Annotated in this window: 16 protein-coding genes; 10 read left to right on the plus strand and 6 right to left on the minus strand. The window is 69.7% G+C overall.

What is annotated here, in order from left to right:
* The first annotated feature begins 24 nt into the window (after positions 1 to 24).
* Positions 25 to 1551 (plus strand): adenylosuccinate lyase, encoded by a 1527-nt coding sequence (gene purB / locus JG540_RS09885; protein ID WP_200275734.1) that lies wholly within the window; start codon positions 25 to 27, stop codon positions 1549 to 1551.
* On the opposite strand, the gene JG540_RS09890 is transcribed toward purB, so the two are convergent.
* Genes JG540_RS09890 through JG540_RS09900 form a run of 3 tightly spaced genes read right to left on the minus strand, consistent with a single transcriptional unit; the run spans position 1548 to position 5133 of the window.
* Positions 1548 to 2384 (minus strand): hypothetical protein, encoded by an 837-nt coding sequence (locus tag JG540_RS09890; protein WP_200275735.1) that lies wholly within the window; start codon positions 2382 to 2384, stop codon positions 1548 to 1550. The two genes, purB and JG540_RS09890, sit on opposite strands and share 4 nt — an antisense overlap.
* Before the next feature lie 54 nt (positions 2385 to 2438).
* Positions 2439 to 3428, minus strand: a complete 990-nt coding sequence (locus JG540_RS09895; RefSeq protein ID WP_200275737.1) for a substrate-binding domain-containing protein — start codon at positions 3426 to 3428, stop codon at positions 2439 to 2441.
* 52 nt (positions 3429 to 3480) lie between these two features.
* Positions 3481 to 5133 carry a LamG domain-containing protein gene (locus JG540_RS09900; protein WP_200275740.1) on the minus strand — a complete coding sequence of 551 codons (1653 nt, stop codon included), beginning with the start codon at positions 5131 to 5133 and terminating at the stop codon, positions 3481 to 3483.
* A gap of 183 nt (positions 5134 to 5316) precedes the next feature.
* Between JG540_RS09900 and JG540_RS09905 the strand changes: the two genes are divergently transcribed.
* From JG540_RS09905 to JG540_RS09930, 6 genes are all read left to right on the plus strand, one after another.
* Positions 5317 to 7416 (plus strand): glycoside hydrolase family 36 protein, encoded by a 2100-nt coding sequence (locus JG540_RS09905; RefSeq protein WP_200275742.1) that lies wholly within the window; start codon positions 5317 to 5319, stop codon positions 7414 to 7416.
* Positions 7417 to 7426: 10 nt separating this feature from the next.
* On the plus strand, positions 7427 to 8788 hold the full coding sequence (locus JG540_RS09910; protein ID WP_200275744.1) for an ABC transporter substrate-binding protein: 1362 nt from the start codon (positions 7427 to 7429) through the stop codon (positions 8786 to 8788).
* Positions 8789 to 8792: 4 nt separating this feature from the next.
* On the plus strand, positions 8793 to 9695 hold the full coding sequence (locus JG540_RS09915; RefSeq protein ID WP_200275746.1) for a carbohydrate ABC transporter permease: 903 nt from the start codon (positions 8793 to 8795) through the stop codon (positions 9693 to 9695).
* Positions 9692 to 10522, plus strand: coding sequence for a carbohydrate ABC transporter permease (locus tag JG540_RS09920; RefSeq protein ID WP_200275748.1), 831 nt, complete (start codon positions 9692 to 9694; stop codon positions 10520 to 10522). Before JG540_RS09915 ends, JG540_RS09920 begins: the two co-directional genes overlap by 4 nt.
* A 187-nt stretch (positions 10523 to 10709) precedes the next feature.
* Positions 10710 to 10973: a heavy-metal-associated domain-containing protein gene (locus tag JG540_RS09925; RefSeq protein ID WP_200275750.1), complete on the plus strand. Its 264-nt coding sequence runs from the start codon at positions 10710 to 10712 to the stop codon at positions 10971 to 10973.
* 103 nt (positions 10974 to 11076) lie between these two features.
* Positions 11077 to 13830 (plus strand): heavy metal translocating P-type ATPase, encoded by a 2754-nt coding sequence (locus JG540_RS09930; protein WP_200275752.1) that lies wholly within the window; start codon positions 11077 to 11079, stop codon positions 13828 to 13830.
* A 116-nt stretch (positions 13831 to 13946) separates the two neighbouring features.
* Here JG540_RS09930 and JG540_RS09935 read toward each other — a convergent pair whose 3' ends face one another.
* Positions 13947 to 14174 carry an Imm70 family immunity protein gene (locus tag JG540_RS09935; protein WP_200278382.1) on the minus strand — a complete coding sequence of 76 codons (228 nt, stop codon included), beginning with the start codon at positions 14172 to 14174 and terminating at the stop codon, positions 13947 to 13949.
* Positions 14175 to 14225: 51 nt separating this feature from the next.
* Here JG540_RS09935 and JG540_RS09940 point away from each other — a divergent pair, with 51 nt between their 5' ends.
* Positions 14226 to 14486: a hypothetical protein gene (locus JG540_RS09940; RefSeq protein ID WP_200275754.1), complete on the plus strand. Its 261-nt coding sequence runs from the start codon at positions 14226 to 14228 to the stop codon at positions 14484 to 14486.
* Between the two features lie 99 nt (positions 14487 to 14585).
* Here the strand turns inward: JG540_RS09940 and JG540_RS09945 are convergent, their stop codons facing one another.
* Both JG540_RS09945 and JG540_RS09950 read right to left on the minus strand, forming a co-directional pair.
* A complete protein-coding gene (locus JG540_RS09945; protein ID WP_200275756.1) occupies positions 14586 to 14927 on the minus strand; it encodes a hypothetical protein in 342 nt (113 codons plus the stop codon).
* Positions 14928 to 14978: 51 nt separating this feature from the next.
* Positions 14979 to 15188: a hypothetical protein gene (locus tag JG540_RS09950; RefSeq protein WP_200275758.1), complete on the minus strand. Its 210-nt coding sequence runs from the start codon at positions 15186 to 15188 to the stop codon at positions 14979 to 14981.
* 79 nt (positions 15189 to 15267) lie between these two features.
* Between JG540_RS09950 and JG540_RS09955 the strand changes: the two genes are divergently transcribed.
* A complete protein-coding gene (locus JG540_RS09955; RefSeq protein WP_200275760.1) occupies positions 15268 to 15894 on the plus strand; it encodes a hypothetical protein in 627 nt (208 codons plus the stop codon).
* Positions 15895 to 15907: 13 nt separating this feature from the next.
* Entirely contained in the window at positions 15908 to 16168 is a 261-nt protein-coding gene (locus JG540_RS09960; RefSeq protein WP_200275762.1) for a hypothetical protein, read from the plus strand.
* Positions 16169 to 16340 lie beyond the last annotated feature (172 nt).

The following is a 16340-nucleotide window of genomic DNA, read 5'->3' on the forward strand; positions in this document are numbered from 1 at the left end:
CCGGCCCCTGGCAGAATCGGGGGCATGGTCGACCTCTCCGCCCTCAGCCCCGCCGTCGCCCTCGGCCCGCTGGACGGCCGCTACCGCGCCGTCACCGCCCCGCTGGCCAACCACCTGTCGGAGGCGGCCCTGAACCGGGCCCGCCTGCTGGTGGAGGTCGAGTGGCTGATCCACCTCACTGACGGCGGCGTGCTGCCTGGAGCGCCCCGCCTGTCCCCGGCGGAGCAGCACTACCTGCGGGGCCTGGTGGAGGGCTTCGGCCCTGCGGAGATCGCCGAGCTGGCGCAGATCGAGGCGGAGACCCGCCACGACGTCAAGGCGGTGGAGTACCTGCTCAAGCGCCGCCTGGACGCCGCCCCCGGCGCGGGCGTCACCGGCCTGGAGGGCGCCCCCACCGTGCTGCCCGCCGTCCACGAGATCGTCCACATCTTCTGCACCAGCGAGGACGTCAACAACCTGGCCTACGCCCTGACCGTGCGCGACGCCGTGCAGCAGGTTTGGCTGCCTGCCGCCTCCGGCCTGGTGGCGGACCTGACCGCCCTGGCCCGGGAGCACGCCGAGGTGCCCATGCTGGCGCGCACCCACGGGCAGGCCGCCACCCCCGTCACGCTCGGCAAGGAGCTGGCGGTGCTGGCCTGGCGGCTGCGCCGTCAGCTGCGGCGGGTGGAGTCCGCCGAGTACCTGGGCAAGGTCAACGGGGCCACCGGCACCTACGGCGCGCACGTGGTCTCCGTGCCCACGGCGGACTGGCAGGCCGTCTCCCGGGCCTTCGTGGAGGGGCTGGGACTGGTGTGGAACCCGCTGACCACCCAGATCGAGTCCCACGACTGGCAGGCCGAGCTGTACGCGGACGTGGCCCGCTTCAACCGGGTGGCCCACAACCTGGCCACCGACGTGTGGACCTACATCTCCCTGGGGTACTTCCACCAGCGGCTCAGCGCCCAGGGCTCCACCGGCTCCTCCACCATGCCGCACAAGGTCAACCCGATACGTTTTGAGAACGGGGAGGCCAACCTGGAGGTCTCCTGCGCCCTGCTGGACACGCTGGCCGCCACCCTGGTGACCTCCCGGATGCAGCGGGACCTGACAGACTCCTCCACCCAGCGCAACATCGGGGTGGCCCTGGGGCACTCGCTGGTGGCCCTGGACAGTATCCGCCAGGGGCTGGCGGGCCTGGAGGTGAACCGGGCCCGGCTCCTGGAGGACCTGGACGGCGCCTGGGAGGTGCTGGCTGAGCCGGTGCAGCAGGCCATGCGGGCAGCCTCCGTGGCGGGGGCCCCGGGCATGGCCGACCCCTACGAGCGGCTCAAGGAGCTCACGCGCGGCAAGAAGGTGACGGCGCAGACCATGCGGGAGCTCATCCGCGGCCTGGGTATGCCCCCCGAGGTGGAGGCCCGCCTGCTGGCCCTGAGCCCCGCCACCTATACGGGCCTGGCCGCCCAGCTGGTGGGGCACCTGGACCACCGGCTACCACGCCCACGGCCCGAGGCCCCCGCCAGCGGCCCTGCACCTGTCACAGCAGCACCCGGTAGCAGGCCAGCCCGCACCTAGGCGAAGACGCTGAAGCCCAAGATGATCAGCAGGAGCACGATCCAGCTCAGGTAGGGCTTGATTCCCTCCCAGCCCAGGGACTGCGCGTCCTTGGACACCAGCTGTACCTGTCGGCTCACCTGTGAGAGCACCTGCTCCAGGTCGTTGCTGCCTGGGCCCCCGCCCGGCCCCCGGTAGGGCAGACGGACCGGCAGGCCGGGAACCTGCGGCGGCTGGGCGTAGCCGCCCTGGGCGTAGCCACCCTGGGCGGGCCCAGCGGCCCAAGGACCAGGTGACCAGGGTCCGTCGCCGGGATAAGGCTGCCCCGCCCCGTAAGCCCCCTGGGCTGGCGGGGCATAGGCCTGCGGCGGAATCTGGGGCGGCACCTGCACCGGCACAGCCTGGGGCGGCACCTGCCCGGGCAGCGGGCCGGGGACCAGCACCGAACGAGGCACGGTGGTGCGGGAGGCGGTACGGGTGGCCGTGCGGGAAGCGGTGCGTGGCGCCGTGGTGGGGCTGGTGGTCTTGCTCGTGGTGCGGCGGGACTGCCGGTGCGCCTCGTCGCGGCGTCGCGCCCCCTCCTTGATGCGCTGGGCCCGCTCCAGGTCCGCGCGCTCCTGCACGCTGGCGGACGGGTCGACGGCGGTGCCCGCGTCCTCCTCCTGCCAGCCAGGAACCGCGTCTAGCACGGAGACGTCGTAGATCATCGAGCCCGTCAGCGGGTCCCCGAGCACCGACCCGAAGGGGGCGTCGTCGTAGTAGTCCTCGGAAGCCGTCCAGCCTGCAGGCGCCCAGGAGGTGTCCAGGACGTCGAGCGCCGGGGAGACGGGGGCGGAGGGCTGGTCAGCTGCCATAGCACCAGCATGGCACGACGTCGAAGGCGGCAGTACCGGTACCTCTCCCCCGCCCTAGCGGCGGCGGGCCGCCGTGGAGCTGCGCAGCACCAGCTCGGCAGGTACCTCGGTGCTGGCGGGGGTCGGTGCCCCTAGGGCCAGGAGGGCCGCCAGCTCACCCACCCGCGCGAAGTCCAGCCGCACCGTGGTCAGGGCGGGGGTGGTCGCTACCGCGTGCGGGTGGTCGTCCATGCCCACCACGGAGACGTCCTCCGGCACCCGTACCCCGGCGGTCCGCAGCCCGGTCATGAGGCCGATCGCCAGGTCGTCGTTGCCGCACAGGACCGCAGTGGCTCCGGAGCGCACGGCTGGCAGGGCGGCACGCATCCCCGTCTCCGGTCCCCAGCCGGTGGCCAGGGGCGGGGGCGTGTCCAGGCCCGCACCGAGCATGACCTGCCGCCAGCCCGCCAGGCGCGGGTCCGGGTGCCCGGCCGAGGGCACCCCCAGGTAGGCGATCCGCTCGTGCCCTAGGGACAGCAGGTGCTCCACCGCCAGCACCGCCCCGGCCCGGTCGTCCACCCAGGCCCGAGGCATCCGGCCACCGTCCATGCTGGGGTAGCCTCCGGCCACCGCCACCGGCAGGTCTCGGGGTACCTGGGGCAGCAGCTGGGCGCTGGGTGAGTCGAACTCCAGCACGACGACGCCGTCCACGCGGCCCTGGTGCGGCCCCAGGACCGAGTCGCGCCAACGGTGGGCCGCCCCGGTGAGCACCTGCACGCACAGGTCCACGTCCAGGTCCTGGCAGGCGGTCACCACCCCGGAGAGGGTCAGCCAGTAGCCGGTGCGGGCGATGTCGGTGACCAGCACCACCAGGCGGGGGCGGCCCAGGCCGGGCCGGTGGTAGCCGAGCTGCTCAGCGGCGGCGACCACCTGGGCCGCCGCCGCTGGCAGGCTGGCCGTCCCGGTAGGGGACAGGACGCGGGAGGCGGTGGCCTTGGAGACCCCGGCCCGGGCGGCGACGGCGTCGAGGGTCGGGGGGTACCAAGGCCGTCTCACCTCAGCCATCTGAGTCCTTCATGCCGCCACCCTAGCCCCCTGGCGGCCTGGGGCCCGTGACCTACTGGGCGCGGGCCTTCTCCAGGTCCGCGAGGGTGCCCACGACCGTCCTGGTGGAGGTCAGGGTCTGCTGCAGGAGGACCCGCTTGCCACGCTTGAGGGCCAGGGTGTCCCGGCCGGTACCGAACCAGTCCCCTACCAGCACCTGGTCAGTGCTGCGGCCGATGCTGATGGAGGCGTAGACGGGGGCGTCCACCGTGTTCCGGTCGTAGAAGACCACCCGGCTACCGGTCCGCACCGCGTAGGTGACCTGGCCGCCTTCGCGCCAGACGCCCTTGAGGACGGTGACCCCCGGCCTGCCCCGGCTGGCGGCCACGTAGGCGGGCAGCTGCTCCTCACCGCCGGGGCCGCCGGGGCCGGGCTCAGGCTCAGGCTGCGGGTCGGGGGAGGGCACGGCCACGGGCACCAGGGTCCAGGCGGTGGAGCGCTGGCCGTGGACCAGGACGCCGTCCTCACTGGCCACCAGGGGCAGGCCGGAGAGGCGGGAGACGATCCTGACCGCGTCGCCGTCCTTGAGCAGGTGCCAGCGGGACAGGCTGCCGGCGTCGTCGGGGCCGGTGGAGGCTCCGGCGCGCAGGACAACCTCCAGGTCCCGGTCGTGGAAGCCCAGGTAGTCCTTCTGGCTCAGGACGCTGCCGTCGGCGGCGGCCAGGACGTAGGTGAGGTCGTCCTGGCGCGTCAGCCGCCAGGTGGTGCCCTCCGCCTGGTCGCCGGGCACGAACGCAAGGGTCCCTCCCCGGGCGGCCAGACGGCGTCCGTCGGGGGCGGTCACCTGCACCTCGCCGCTGAGCTCGACGCTGGCAGGGGCGTAGGTGTAGGTGTGCACGTACTCGATGTCGAAGGAGGCGGGCAGGTGGCTGGCCCGGTGGGGCTGGCGGCTGTGGTCCTCCAGGCTGAGCACCACGTGGCGGGACATGCGGGCCAGGGAGCTGAAGCGTCCCGGCAGGCGTGCGGTGTCGATGTCCGCGTACAGGACCCGGTCGTAGTAGAGGCGCACGTGGCCCTCCCGGCGCTCGACGCCGTAGAGGTGGTAGTCCTTGGTCAGGTCGTGGTCCACGTCGTGCCGGCCGCCGTTGCCGCCCTCCCACTGCTGGACCTTGTCGTGCTCGTGGCGGTGTCCGTTCCAGGGCCACAGGTGGTGGGCCCAGTTGACGGCGCGGTCGGAGATGTTCTCCTGGACGTCGATCTCCGGGTTGGGCTCGCTCCTCAGGCGGTCCTCCCCGGTGAGGGTGGAGGACTGGAGCCACACCGCGGAGAGGACGTTGGCCGCCGAGTCCAGGCAGCGGGCCCTGACCTCCACGTAGCTGCACACGCCGGGGGTGTCGAAGCGGGACTCGACCGCCCCGAAGGTGAAGGGCTTGCCTGCCACGCGCTCCGAGCGGGCCCACAGGCGGAGCACGCCGTCGCTGACCTCCACGTTGCCGGGCTGGAAGGTGTGGTTGCTTGAGCCCGGGTACCACAGGCCCTTGCGCCAGCGGCTCTCGTCCAGGCCGGTGGTGAAGTCGTCGCTGAGGGAGTCCACGCGGGTCCAGCCCTCCAGGTCCAGACGTGTGCCCGCTGCCGCCAGGGCCTGGGGGGTCAGGGCCTCGCTGATAAGCGGTGTGCCGGTGAGGGCCGCTGCGGCCATCAGCAGGTGCCTACGGGTGACTGCCATGTTTCACGCTCCTTTGCATGACGAACAGTTTCAAGCACACGTTAAGCCCTCACCAAGCAAAGGAACAGACCTCTGGAATAATCGCTGAAACCAGCGTTTCACAGCCGGTGGACGCAGCACCCGGACATTCCCTACCGTGCTTCCAGTCACAACCGGCAGCGCCGCCACCCCCTGGAGGTTCCCATGGACGCGACCCGACCAGCACCTGAGCTAGGTGCCGCACGTCTTGGTCTCCACCCGGACCAGCCCGCCACCTTCAGCCTGGGCGGTACTACCGCACGGACCAGCGTCCCCCTGGTGGAGTGCCTGACCTTGCAGACCGGGCGGGCCTTCGTCGACCACCGCCTGACCCGGGGGGCCGCCGGGGAGGCCCTGCGCCCCACCGGCACCCAGCAGGTGGAGGGCCCCTGGCCGACCTGGGAGGTCACCCAGCAGGACCCCGCCACCGGGCTGACGGCCACCACCCGGATCAGTCGGCCCACCAATGCCTCCTGGCGCCTGACCACCACCGTGCGCAACGACAGCACCACCCCCGTCCACCTGAGCGCGCTCAGCGCCCTGTCCGTGGCGGTCCTGCCCGGCGTTGAGGTAGGCGGCCTGGACCTGCTCACCGCCCGCTCCTCCTGGATGGCCGAGCAGCGTTGGCGCCACCAGCGCCTGGGCGAGGAGCTGGTGGACGTCGGCACCGCCGTCCACGGCCAGCCCGCCCGGGACTGCCTGCGCCTGAGCTCGCAGAGCGGATGGTCCTCCGGCGAGTGGGAGCCCACCGGTTTCGTCACCGACCCCGCCACCGGCCAGGCGGTCGGCTGGCAGGTGGAGCACAACGGCGGCTGGACCGTGGAGCTCTCCCGGCGCGGCGACCAGCTGGGCCTGGCCGTCTTCGGGCCCACGGACCTGCAGCACGGCTGGCTGCAGGAGCTGGCCCCCGGCCAGGAGCTGAGCAGCCCCGCCGCCGTGGTCGTGCTCTCGCAGGAGGGCTGGCAGGGGGCTGCCGCCGAGCTCACCACCTACCGCCGGGCCCTGCGCGCCCACCTGGCGCCCAGCACCCAGCCCGCCCCCATAGTCTTCAACGACTACATGAACACGCTCATGGCCAACCCCACCCAGGAGCGCCTGGCCACCCTGGTGCCGGCCGCCGCCCAGGCCGGGGCGGAGGTCTACTGCATCGACGACGGCTGGCACTCCGACGCCGAGGAGTGGTGGGGTGCCGTCGGCGCCTGGGAGCCCTCCACCCGCCGCTTCCCTGACGGCCTGGAAGCCACCCTGCAGCTCATCCGTGACCAGGGCATGGAGGCGGGCCTGTGGATCGAGCCGCTGGCGGTGGGTGTGCACAGCCCCCTGGCCCAGAGCCTGCCGGACAGCGCCTTCATGCAGCGCCGCGGGGTACGCCTGCGCGAGCAGGACCGCTTCCGGCTCGACCTGCGTGACCCTGCCGCCCGGGGCTACCTGGACGCCGTCGTGGACCGGATGGTCGGCTACGGCATCAGCTACCTCAAGGTGGATGACAACTACTCCATCGGCCTGGGACCGGACGCCGGCGCCACCTCCGCCGGAGCAGGGCTGCTGGACCACTCACGGGCCTGGTCCCAGTGGCTGGCCGAGCTGCCCCGCCGCCACCCCGGCCTGGTGGTGGAGAACTGCGCCTCCGGGGCCATGACCACCGACTACAGCCTGCTGGCCCACGCCCGCCTCCAGTCCACCTCCGACCTGCAGGACCCGTTGCGCTACCCGCCTATCGCCAGCAACACGCCCCTGACGGTGCTACCAGAGCAGGCAGGCAACTGGGCCTACCCTCAGCCGGAGATGAGCACCGAGGAGATCGTCTTCACCTTGACCACCTCGCTGGCAGGGTCCTTCTACCTGGCTGGCAACCTGGACCGCATGGCCCCGGCCCAGCTGGAGCTGGTGCGCTCTGCCACGGACCTGGCCCGCAGCCTGCGTGAGGAGCTGGGATCCCAGCTGCCCTGGTGGCCGCACGACGTCGCCGGCTGGGAGCAGGAGTGGGTGGTAGCCGCCAGGCGTGCCAGCCCCACCAGCCGTGACGGTCTGCTGCTGGTGTGGCACCGCCCCGGCCCGCAGGGGTCCACGCCCCTGGAGCTGCCGGCCCTGCACGGCACCACCCTCAGCCAGGTCTTCCCCCCGCCCCGCCTGGTGCCCGCGCCCGGGCTGCACGTGGAGGCCGGGCCTGAAGGCCCCCGGATCGTCCCCGAGAGCAACACCCCGACAGCCCGGGCCTACCTGGTCCGGGACACCCAGGACCGCGACAACGGTGCCGCACGATAGGAGAGAAACCATGAACCCCCTCAACCCAGCCAAGGGCCTGCGTACCCCCGTCACCCGCCGCGCCAGCATCTCGCTGGCCCTGGGTGCCTCCGCAGCCCTCGCCCTGGCCGCCTGCTCCGACCCGGGCACGGGCGCCAAGGACACCGCGGAGCAGAAGGCCCCCGAGGCCTGGCCTATGGCCACGGACAAGCTGGACGGCGTCAAGCTGACGATCTGGGCCGCCCAGTCCTCCAACAAGATCCCTGCCAACGTGGCCAAGGGATTTGAGGCGGCCACTGGTGCCAAGGTCGAGATCGTCACCATCCCTGACCCCTATGAGCAGGGGGTGCAGACCAAGGTCGCCACCGGAGACATGCCCGACCTGGCCATGTGGCAGCCCACCATGTCCCAGCTCACCTCCATCGGCGCCAAGGAGCGCCTGCAGGTGCTCGACGGCGCCCCCTGGGAGGCCAAGACGGTCAAGTCGGTGCTCGACGCCGGCGGCACGCTGGACGGGCACCGTTACGCCGCCTTCGTGTCCGCCCCCTCGGTCATGGGGGTCTGGTACAACAAGGAGGTCTTTGCGGCCAACGGCGTTACCGTGCCCACGAGCTTCACCGAGCTGCTGGCCGTGGCCCGCGACCTCAAGTCCAAGGGCGTCACCCCCCTGCACGAGATGGGTGGCGAGTGGTGGGCCTCCCAGTGGACGGTCCAGGCCTACCTGGCCGACGCCGCCAAGGCCGGCCTGTGGGACAAGGTCAACCAGAACCAGGACCAGTTCACCGGCAAGGACATCCAGGGCGCCATCGACCAGTACCAGGCCATGATCGAGGAGGGCCTGTACAACGAGGACATCAAGACCGCCACCTTCGACGAGCAGGCCAAGGCCGTGCTGGAGGGCAAGGCGGCCATGGCGATCCAGGTCAACAGCCTGCTGGCCAACATGGCGGCCCAGACCGACTCCGCCACCCTGGACCAGAAGATCGGCTTCTTCCCGGTCTCCGCGACCTCTGCCACCGCCACCTCCATCCCGGAGCAGACCAACGCCGTCGTCGCCTTCAAGACCGGTGACGCCAAGCGTGAGGCTGCGGCCCGCCAGTTCCTGGTGTACTGGCTGTCTGACGGCTACGCGGACTTCGTCAAGGACCAGAGCCTGGTGTCCATCATCGACGGCGTAGCCACCCCGGACTCGGTGCCGACGGCGGTCCAGGAGGCCTACAAGTCCCTGGACCAGTCCGTGGGCTCCATGCAGTCCCTGGCCGTGGCCAACCCGGACCTGGCCAAGAACCTGGGGGACATGATCGCGGGCACCAAGACCGCCGCGCAGGTGGGCGAGGAGACGCAGGCACAGTTCGCCCAGCTGGCCAAGGCGATCGGCGCCAAGGGGTTCTGAGCCAATGACTAGCAAGGAACGAACGCCGCGGGCCGGCCGGGCCGGTGCGGCGCACCCCTGGAGCTTCGTGGTGCCGGCCTTCGCCGTGCTCGCGGTGTTCTTCCTGACCCCCACGGTCTACAACTTCGTCTACGCCTTCACGGACTGGTCCAGCTTCAAGAGCACGATCAACCCGGTGGGGCTGGAGAACTTCAAGGACCTGGCAGCCTCAGGCGCCTTGAAGCAGGCCCTGCTGGTGACCCTCGTGTACGCGGCGGGGGTGGCGGTCTTCCAGAACCTGTTCGGTCTGGGGCTGGCGCTGCTGCTGGAGCGGGACACCTGGCTCAACAAGGTGCTGCGGGTGGTCTTCTTCATCCCGGTGATCATCTCGGCACTGGCTGCGGGCTACGTCTTCCAGGCGCTGCTCAAGCCGGAGGGGGGCCTGAACCAGCTGCTGTCCTGGCTGGCAGGCACTCCCGTGCACACGGCCTGGCTGGGCTCGACGACCTGGACCCTGCTGGTGGTGATCCTGATCCACTCCTGGAAGTGGATGGGCATGTCCATGCTGGTGTACCTGGCGGGGCTCAAGACGATCGACTCGCAGGTGCTGGAGGCGGCGCGGATCGACGGCGCCACCCCGTGGCAGACCCTGCTGCGGATCCGTATCCCCCTGATCGCCCCGGCGGTCACCTTCAACGTGGCTACGGCGTTGCTGGGTTCCATGAACTCCTTCGACATCGTGCAGGCCACCACCGGTGGTGGGCCGGGCAGCTCCACCGAGCTGTTGAACCTGTTCATCTTCCGCACCTTCGGGCAGGGCCTGTACGCCCAGGCCACCACCATGAGCCTGGTGCTGTTCCTGGCGGTGGTGCTGCTGGCCTTCCCGGTGATCGGGATGCTGCGTCGTCGTGAGAGGAACATGGCATGAGCGTTACGAAGATCCTGCAGCGGGTGGTGCAGCCGGTGGTGGCTGTCACCCTGGCGCTGCTGCTTGTGGGCGTGCCGCTGTGGACGGTGCTGGTGACCGCGGGCAAGTCCCAGAAGGAGGCCCTGTCCCCGGACCTGTCCCTGCCCTCCCAGTGGCAGCTGGGGCAGAACCTGCGGGAGGTAGTGGCGGCCAGCGACATCGGCTGGGCCTTCCTGGGCAGCCTGCTGCTGCTGGTGCCGTCCGTGCTGGCGGTGCTGGTGCTGGGCTCCATGGCATCCTGGGTGCTGGCGCGCCGTTCCTCCCGGGCGGCCGCGGTGGTCTACGCGGTGGGTATCTCCGGCATCATCCTGCCCCCGGCGGTGGTCACCCTGGTGCTGCTGCTGCGTCAGCTGGGGCTGGCGGGCACGGCGGTAGGCATGATCTGCACCTACACGGGCATGTACATGTCCACGGTGATCTTCTTTGTCACTGGCTTCGTGCGCACGGTGCCGGAGTCGCTGGAGGAGGCCGCCCGGATCGACGGCGCCGGACCGGTGCGGGTGTTCCTGATGATCATCCTGCCGCTGCTGCGGCCGGTGCTGGCCACGGCCACGATCCTGATCAGCCTGTACGTGTGGAACGACGTGTTCTACGCCCTGTTCATCGTGGGAGGCCGCCTGGACACGCTGCCGCTGAACCTGTTCGCGGTGGCCAGCGCAGGGGTCTACCTGAACAACTGGCACCTGATCTTCAGCTACGTGCTGCTGATGAGCGCCCCGCTGATCATCCTGTTCGCGGTCTTCCAGCGCTCGATCATCTCCGGCATCACCTCCGGTGCCGTGAAGTAGCGGGACCACGCTCCAGCCCGTTTCCTGGTACCCCCGGGGGGATCTTGACTCTCCTACCCCCGGGGGTACCCTCCTTGCTACCAGGACCTGGCCCACCCGTGGGCAGCTGGCAGCCCTACCGCCCGGTAGCGGGCCAACCCTGGCTGGGCCGGACACCGTCAGCAGCCACGAGACCAAGGAGCAGCAGATGAGCGAGTTCACCACCGACGGCGTAGACCGCACCACCACCCTGAAGGTCTCCGGGATGACCTGCCACCACTGCGTGGCCCACGTCACGGAGGAGCTGGAGGCGCTGACCGGCGTCAAGAACGTGTCCGTCCTGCTGAACAAGGGGGGCCAGTCCGTGGTCACGGTGGTCTCTGACTGCGTGCTGGACGACGACGTGCTGCGCCAGGCCGTGGACGAGGCGGGCGGCTACACCGTGGACGCTATCGAGCGCGACCGGCCCTGACCGGGCGCTGGCAGACAGCGGGGCCGGTACCGGCCCCGGAGCCTCCAGGCGGGTGCGGCTGCGCCTGCCTGGAGGGGTGTTCCTGAGCAGCCGCAGGAGGATCATGAGCCACCCGCCCACCCCAGCAGGCGCCCTGGACGCAGAGGCGGCCACCACCCCGGCCACGCGGGTGGTCGACCTGGCCGTTAGCGGCATGACCTGCGCCTCCTGCGTGGCCCGGGTGGAGAAGAAGCTCTCCCGGCTCGACGGCGTGCAGGCCAGCGTCAACCTGGCCACCGAGTCCGCCCAGGTGACCGCCCCCGCCACTGTAAGCGACGAGGAGCTGCTGCTCACCGTGGCCCGCGCTGGCTACAGCGCCACGATCACCTCCTCCACGGCCGCCCCGCCCGAGACTCCGGAGGAGCCTGGGGCGCGCGGCACGGGCGGCACGGACGGCAGCCAGGCGTCGGGCTCACAGTCCAGCCCCGGCGGCGGCCTGACGCCGGGTGCTGCGGCGGGTGTGCGCCCAGGCGTGGCGGGGCAGGCGGGAGCGGCGCGCGGCACGAGCGGAGCAGATGGTAGCCAGGCGCAGGCCCGCCGCACCGCCCTGCCCCAGCCAGCCCCCAGACCACTAGGCGCCGCGCACCTGGAGCGTGCCGCCGACCTGCGCCGTCGTCTGCTTGTCTGCCTGGTGCTGTCAGTGCCGGTGATGGCCTTTTCCATGGTGCCCGCCCTGCAGCTGCCTGGCTGGCAGTGGGTGGTGCTCCTGCTGACCCTGCCGGTGGCCACCTGGGGGGCCTGGCCCTTCCACCGGGCGGCGGCCCGGGCGCTGCGGCACGGGGCCTCCACCATGGACACGCTGGTGTCCCTGGGGGTGCTGGCCGCCTTCGGGTGGAGCGTGTGGGCGCTGGTGTGGGGCGGTGCCGGGCAGATCGGCCTGCACATGAGCATGGAGCTGCTGCCGCGCGCCCAGTCCCACCACCCGCACCTGTACTTTGAGTCGGCCGCCTGGGTGACGACCTTCCTGCTGGCGGGCCGCTACGCGGAGGCGCGGGCCAAGTTCCGTTCCGGGGACGCCCTGCGGGCCCTGCTGGAGCTGGGGGCCAAGGAGGTCACGCGGGTGCGGCTGGTGGCGCCTTCGGGGTCCACGGCTGCCGTGGAGGTCCTGGACGAAGAGGGTGTGCCGCTGCCGCAGGCCACGCGCCTGCAGGAGCGGGTGGCGGTGGAGGCCCTGGTGCCGGGGGACCTGTTCGCGGTGGGCCCGGGTGAGAAGGTGGCTACCGACGGCGTCGTCGTGGAGGGCCGCTCGGCGGTGGACGCCTCCCTGCTGACCGGGGAGTCGGTGCCCGTGGAGGTGGGGCCGGGTGACGCCGTGACGGGGGCGACTGTGAACACCTCGGGGGCCCTGCTGGTGCGGGCCACGGCGGTGGGTGAGGGCACCACGCTGGCCCGGATCGGGGCGCTGGTGACGGCGGCGCAGGCGGGCAAGGCCCCGGTGCAGCGCCTGGCGGACCGGGTCTCGGGGGTGTTCGTGCCCGCGGTGATCGCCCTGGCGGCGCTGACGCTGGTGGGCTGGCTGGTGACGGGGCACGCGCCGCAGCAGGCCTTCACGGCGGCGGTGGCGGTGCTGGTGATCGCCTGCCCCTGCGCGCTGGGGCTGGCCACGCCCACGGCGATCCTGGTGGGTACGGGCCGGGCGGCCCAGCTGGGCGTGGTCATCAAGGGCCCGGAGGTGCTGGAGTCCACGCGCACCCTGGACACGATCGTGCTGGACAAGACGGGCACGGTCACGCAGGGCCTTATGAGCCTGGACCTGGAGCGGGACCTGACGGTGCTGGCGGGCTGGGGCGGGGGTGCTCCCTCGGCTACCATCCGCGCCCCGCGTTCCTCGGGTCGCTCCCGCCAGCCCCACCACGACTTCGGGTACACCCCCACCCCAGCCCAGCTAGGTGAGCCGCGCGCGGTCTCCGACACTTCAACGCAGGTCGATCGCCCCGATCCGGCTCTGGTTCTGGTTCTGGCGGGGGCCGTGGAGGCCGCTAGCGAGCACCCGGTGGCGCAGGCGGTGACGGCGGCAGCCCGGGAGGCGGTCGGTGCCCTGCCGCCCGTGGAGGGCTTTACGAACCATGCGGGGCGTGGGGTGAGCGGCACAGTGATGCTGGCGGGGCGGGCCTACGCCGTCGCCGTGGGCCGGGCGGAGTGGCTGGCTGAGAGGGGCACGCCCCTGGACGAGGCTGCCGCGCAGGCCCTGGCGCAGGCGGAGGAGACGGGGGCGACCGCCGTCGTGCTGGCGGTTGACGGTGTGGCGGCGGCGGTGCTGGCGGTGCGGGACACGGTGCGGCCCAGCTCGGCTCAGGCGGTGGCGCGGCTGCGGGACCTGGGGCTGCGGCCGGTGCTGCTGACCGGTGACAACCCACGGGCGGCCGCGCACGTGGCCCGGGCTGTGGGTATCGCGGCCGCGGACGTGCACGCGGGGGTACTGCCGAGCGGCAAGCAGGAGGTGGTGGCCGCCTTGCAGGCCCAGGGGCACAACGTGGGCGTGGTGGGTGACGGCGTGAACGACGCCGCCGCCCTGGCGCAGGCGGGCACGCAGGGGCTGGGCCTGGCTATGGGCACGGGCGCGGACGTGGCGATCGAGGCGGCGGACATCACGCTTATGCGCGCGGACCTGGACGCGGTGGTGTGCGCGGTGCAGGTGAGCCGGGCGACGCTGCGGGTGATCCGCCAGAACCTGTTCTGGGCCTTTGCCTACAACGTCTCGGCGATCCCGCTGGCGGTGGCGGGGCTGCTCAACCCGATGATCGCCGGGGCGGCGATGGCCTGCTCCAGCGTGATCGTGGTCCTCAACTCCCTGCGCCTGCGGCGGGCGGGTGGCTGAGGGGCGGGGGCGCAGACCCGCGCCGGGCCGCCTGGCTGACCTCGTCACTTAAAAAGAATTGCGTAGATTGGCTGGGACTTGCCGCCCGAGGTTAAGTTCTCCCCAGCAACTATGGCCTACATGGACTCCACGGTCAGGTCACTGCCTGCTGCCAGCGCCTGCTCCAGGGCGTGCCGCAGCCGCAGGATAAAGTCCTCTCCGCCACTCGCGACGAAGCAGCTTGACAGGCCGGTGATCTCTGGGCTGATGCTGCTCCCCCACGGAGGCGGCACACTCAGGCCCTCAATGCCCCAGACCACCTTTGACGCCGCCAGGCCCGCGAGTCCCTGATCTACTTCTCCCAGCCCCTACAGCGCCCTCCTGACACGCCTACGCCGCAGGCGACCGCGGTAGGAATGGGCAGAAAAGAAAAGCTCGCGAAGCTCCAGGAGAAGCGAGACCGCCTCAACGCACAGATCAAGGCATACTGGGCCAGGCAGTCAGTCAAGGCACGCACCCGCGAACTCATCCAGCTGGGAGTGATGATCCACAGCCATCTCGACCTGCCCCTCGACGAGCAGACCCGCACAGCCCTCAGCGACGCTCTCGCCGAGCGATTTGAGGACGGCTCCACCCTAGAAACTCGCCTGCGCGACCACCTACAGCGATCAGACTAACTCAGGACCATGCTCCACAACTACGAGGTGTCTCATGTAAAGGTGCTCGCGAGATCTTGTCGGTGCCTCATGTGGGAATGCCCGCGTAACGGGTGGGGTCTAGGAGGCTTTCTTGACTCGGATGCCGTTGGTGACGTCGGGCAGGGCGTTGGGGACCTGGGCGGCGTAGAGCTCGTCGGTCTTGGTCTTGGCCTGCATGATCAGTGAGGTCTGAAGATCGTGGATGCGCCTGGCGATCTTGGCGGGGTTGAGGCTGTCACGGTAGACGACCAGCTCGTCCTCCTCACGTGCGGTCAGGGCATCGGTTGCCAGGAGCTGCTCCAGCGGGGTGGCGGGGGCGTCGTAGAGGCGTTCGCGCCCTGCGGCCCTGTCGGTGCCCCACCCGACGGGCTTTCGTGTCGGGGCCAGGTAGATGAGACGGTCGTCGACCAGTGACCACACACGGTTCAAGGTGGCGCGCTCAGTGTCGGTGCCCTACCGGTAGCAGTAGCCCTAGCGGCGCACGAGGTGGTTGTTCTTGGACCCGATGGCCGCCTGGTCGTTCTCGCGGTAGGGCCGGGCCCTGGTGAGGCAGATGCCCAGGCCGCTGGCCCATATGACTACACCATGACTGATGAACTCGCTGCCCATGTCGAAGCCCATGCCCACCAAGAGGAAGGGGACCGCGTCGATGGCGGCACCGGCGGCGGCGATATAAGGCACGGGACCTCCTTCGCGGACACCCATGATGAGTCTCGTCGAACCATTGACATAATGTGTGACTAACACTACAATTCAGTCTATGAATGTATCTATCCTCCATCGCATCGCTGTCGGTGCCGTCGCCTGCGTCTTCGCTTTTACAGCAGGCCCCATGGCTGCCGCCGCCCCTATGTACACGCCCAGCGAAGCCCAACCCTCCCCTCAAGTACCACAACAGTCGTTCATAGTTCTTGAGAGATATATAGAAGCAACACCCTCCGGATATGTATTAAATGCACCTGAGGAGGTACTGGATTCGCTTCCTGCAGAAGGTCTTCGCCTTCTGGAGGAGCATTGGGGAGATGTTGCGCGACGCATTGCAAAGGGCGACCTAACTTACGCAGGGGACCTAACTTACGGAGGTGACCTAGTTTCGAGCCCAGCATCCGAAACCGTTAGTCCTGAGGCTCGCAGCTTCAAGGTTCCCATTATCAATACAAGCCATTTTCATGTAATTGCCCACTGGTGGGGCTATGAGTATCAGATAGATCAATGGCTCGTAAACAAGATCAACGGCGGCGCAGCCCTAACGGCTTTCGTTCCCGAAGCTGGGCCCATAATTGCAGGAGTTGTTGTTGCATATGCCAACCTGTGCATGCACTCAGATGGATGGTCTTATATATATCAGGCTTTCGTGGGACCTCCTGCATGCAACCCCTTCGGATAGAAAGGGACGTTTCATGTACAGTATCGACATGCGCACAAGGATTTTAGCCACAGCCGGAGTGCTGCTTTCGATAGTTTTGACGGCCCTCGCTTTTAGCCTTATAGTCCCGGAACTATTTGCAAACAACTACAATTCCGTCAACATACACAAGGGTATCGGCGTTTCTGTTGTGGCTATAGCAAGTATTCGGGCAACGGTAGGCATTTTTAAAAAGGGGTCCGCAAAAGTCTCCATAATCCCAAATGAGGATACTACTCCACCTGAGGCGAGGTAGATCTCGAAGGCTTCGATCATTCGAGCGACCAGCGGACCCTGGCGCGCATTATTTATTACGGCTCGAACGACTTCCTTAGCAACTAGTACTGTCGCAGGTTGAGATTGTTCGACAAAGACACCTGAATCCAATCTGCGACTCAAATCCAGGCGCTACTAGTACGGAACTGATG

It is taken from the genome of Actinomyces weissii (assembly GCF_016598775.1).
In the GTDB taxonomy this organism is placed as follows: Bacteria; Actinomycetota; Actinomycetes; order Actinomycetales; family Actinomycetaceae; genus Actinomyces; species Actinomyces weissii.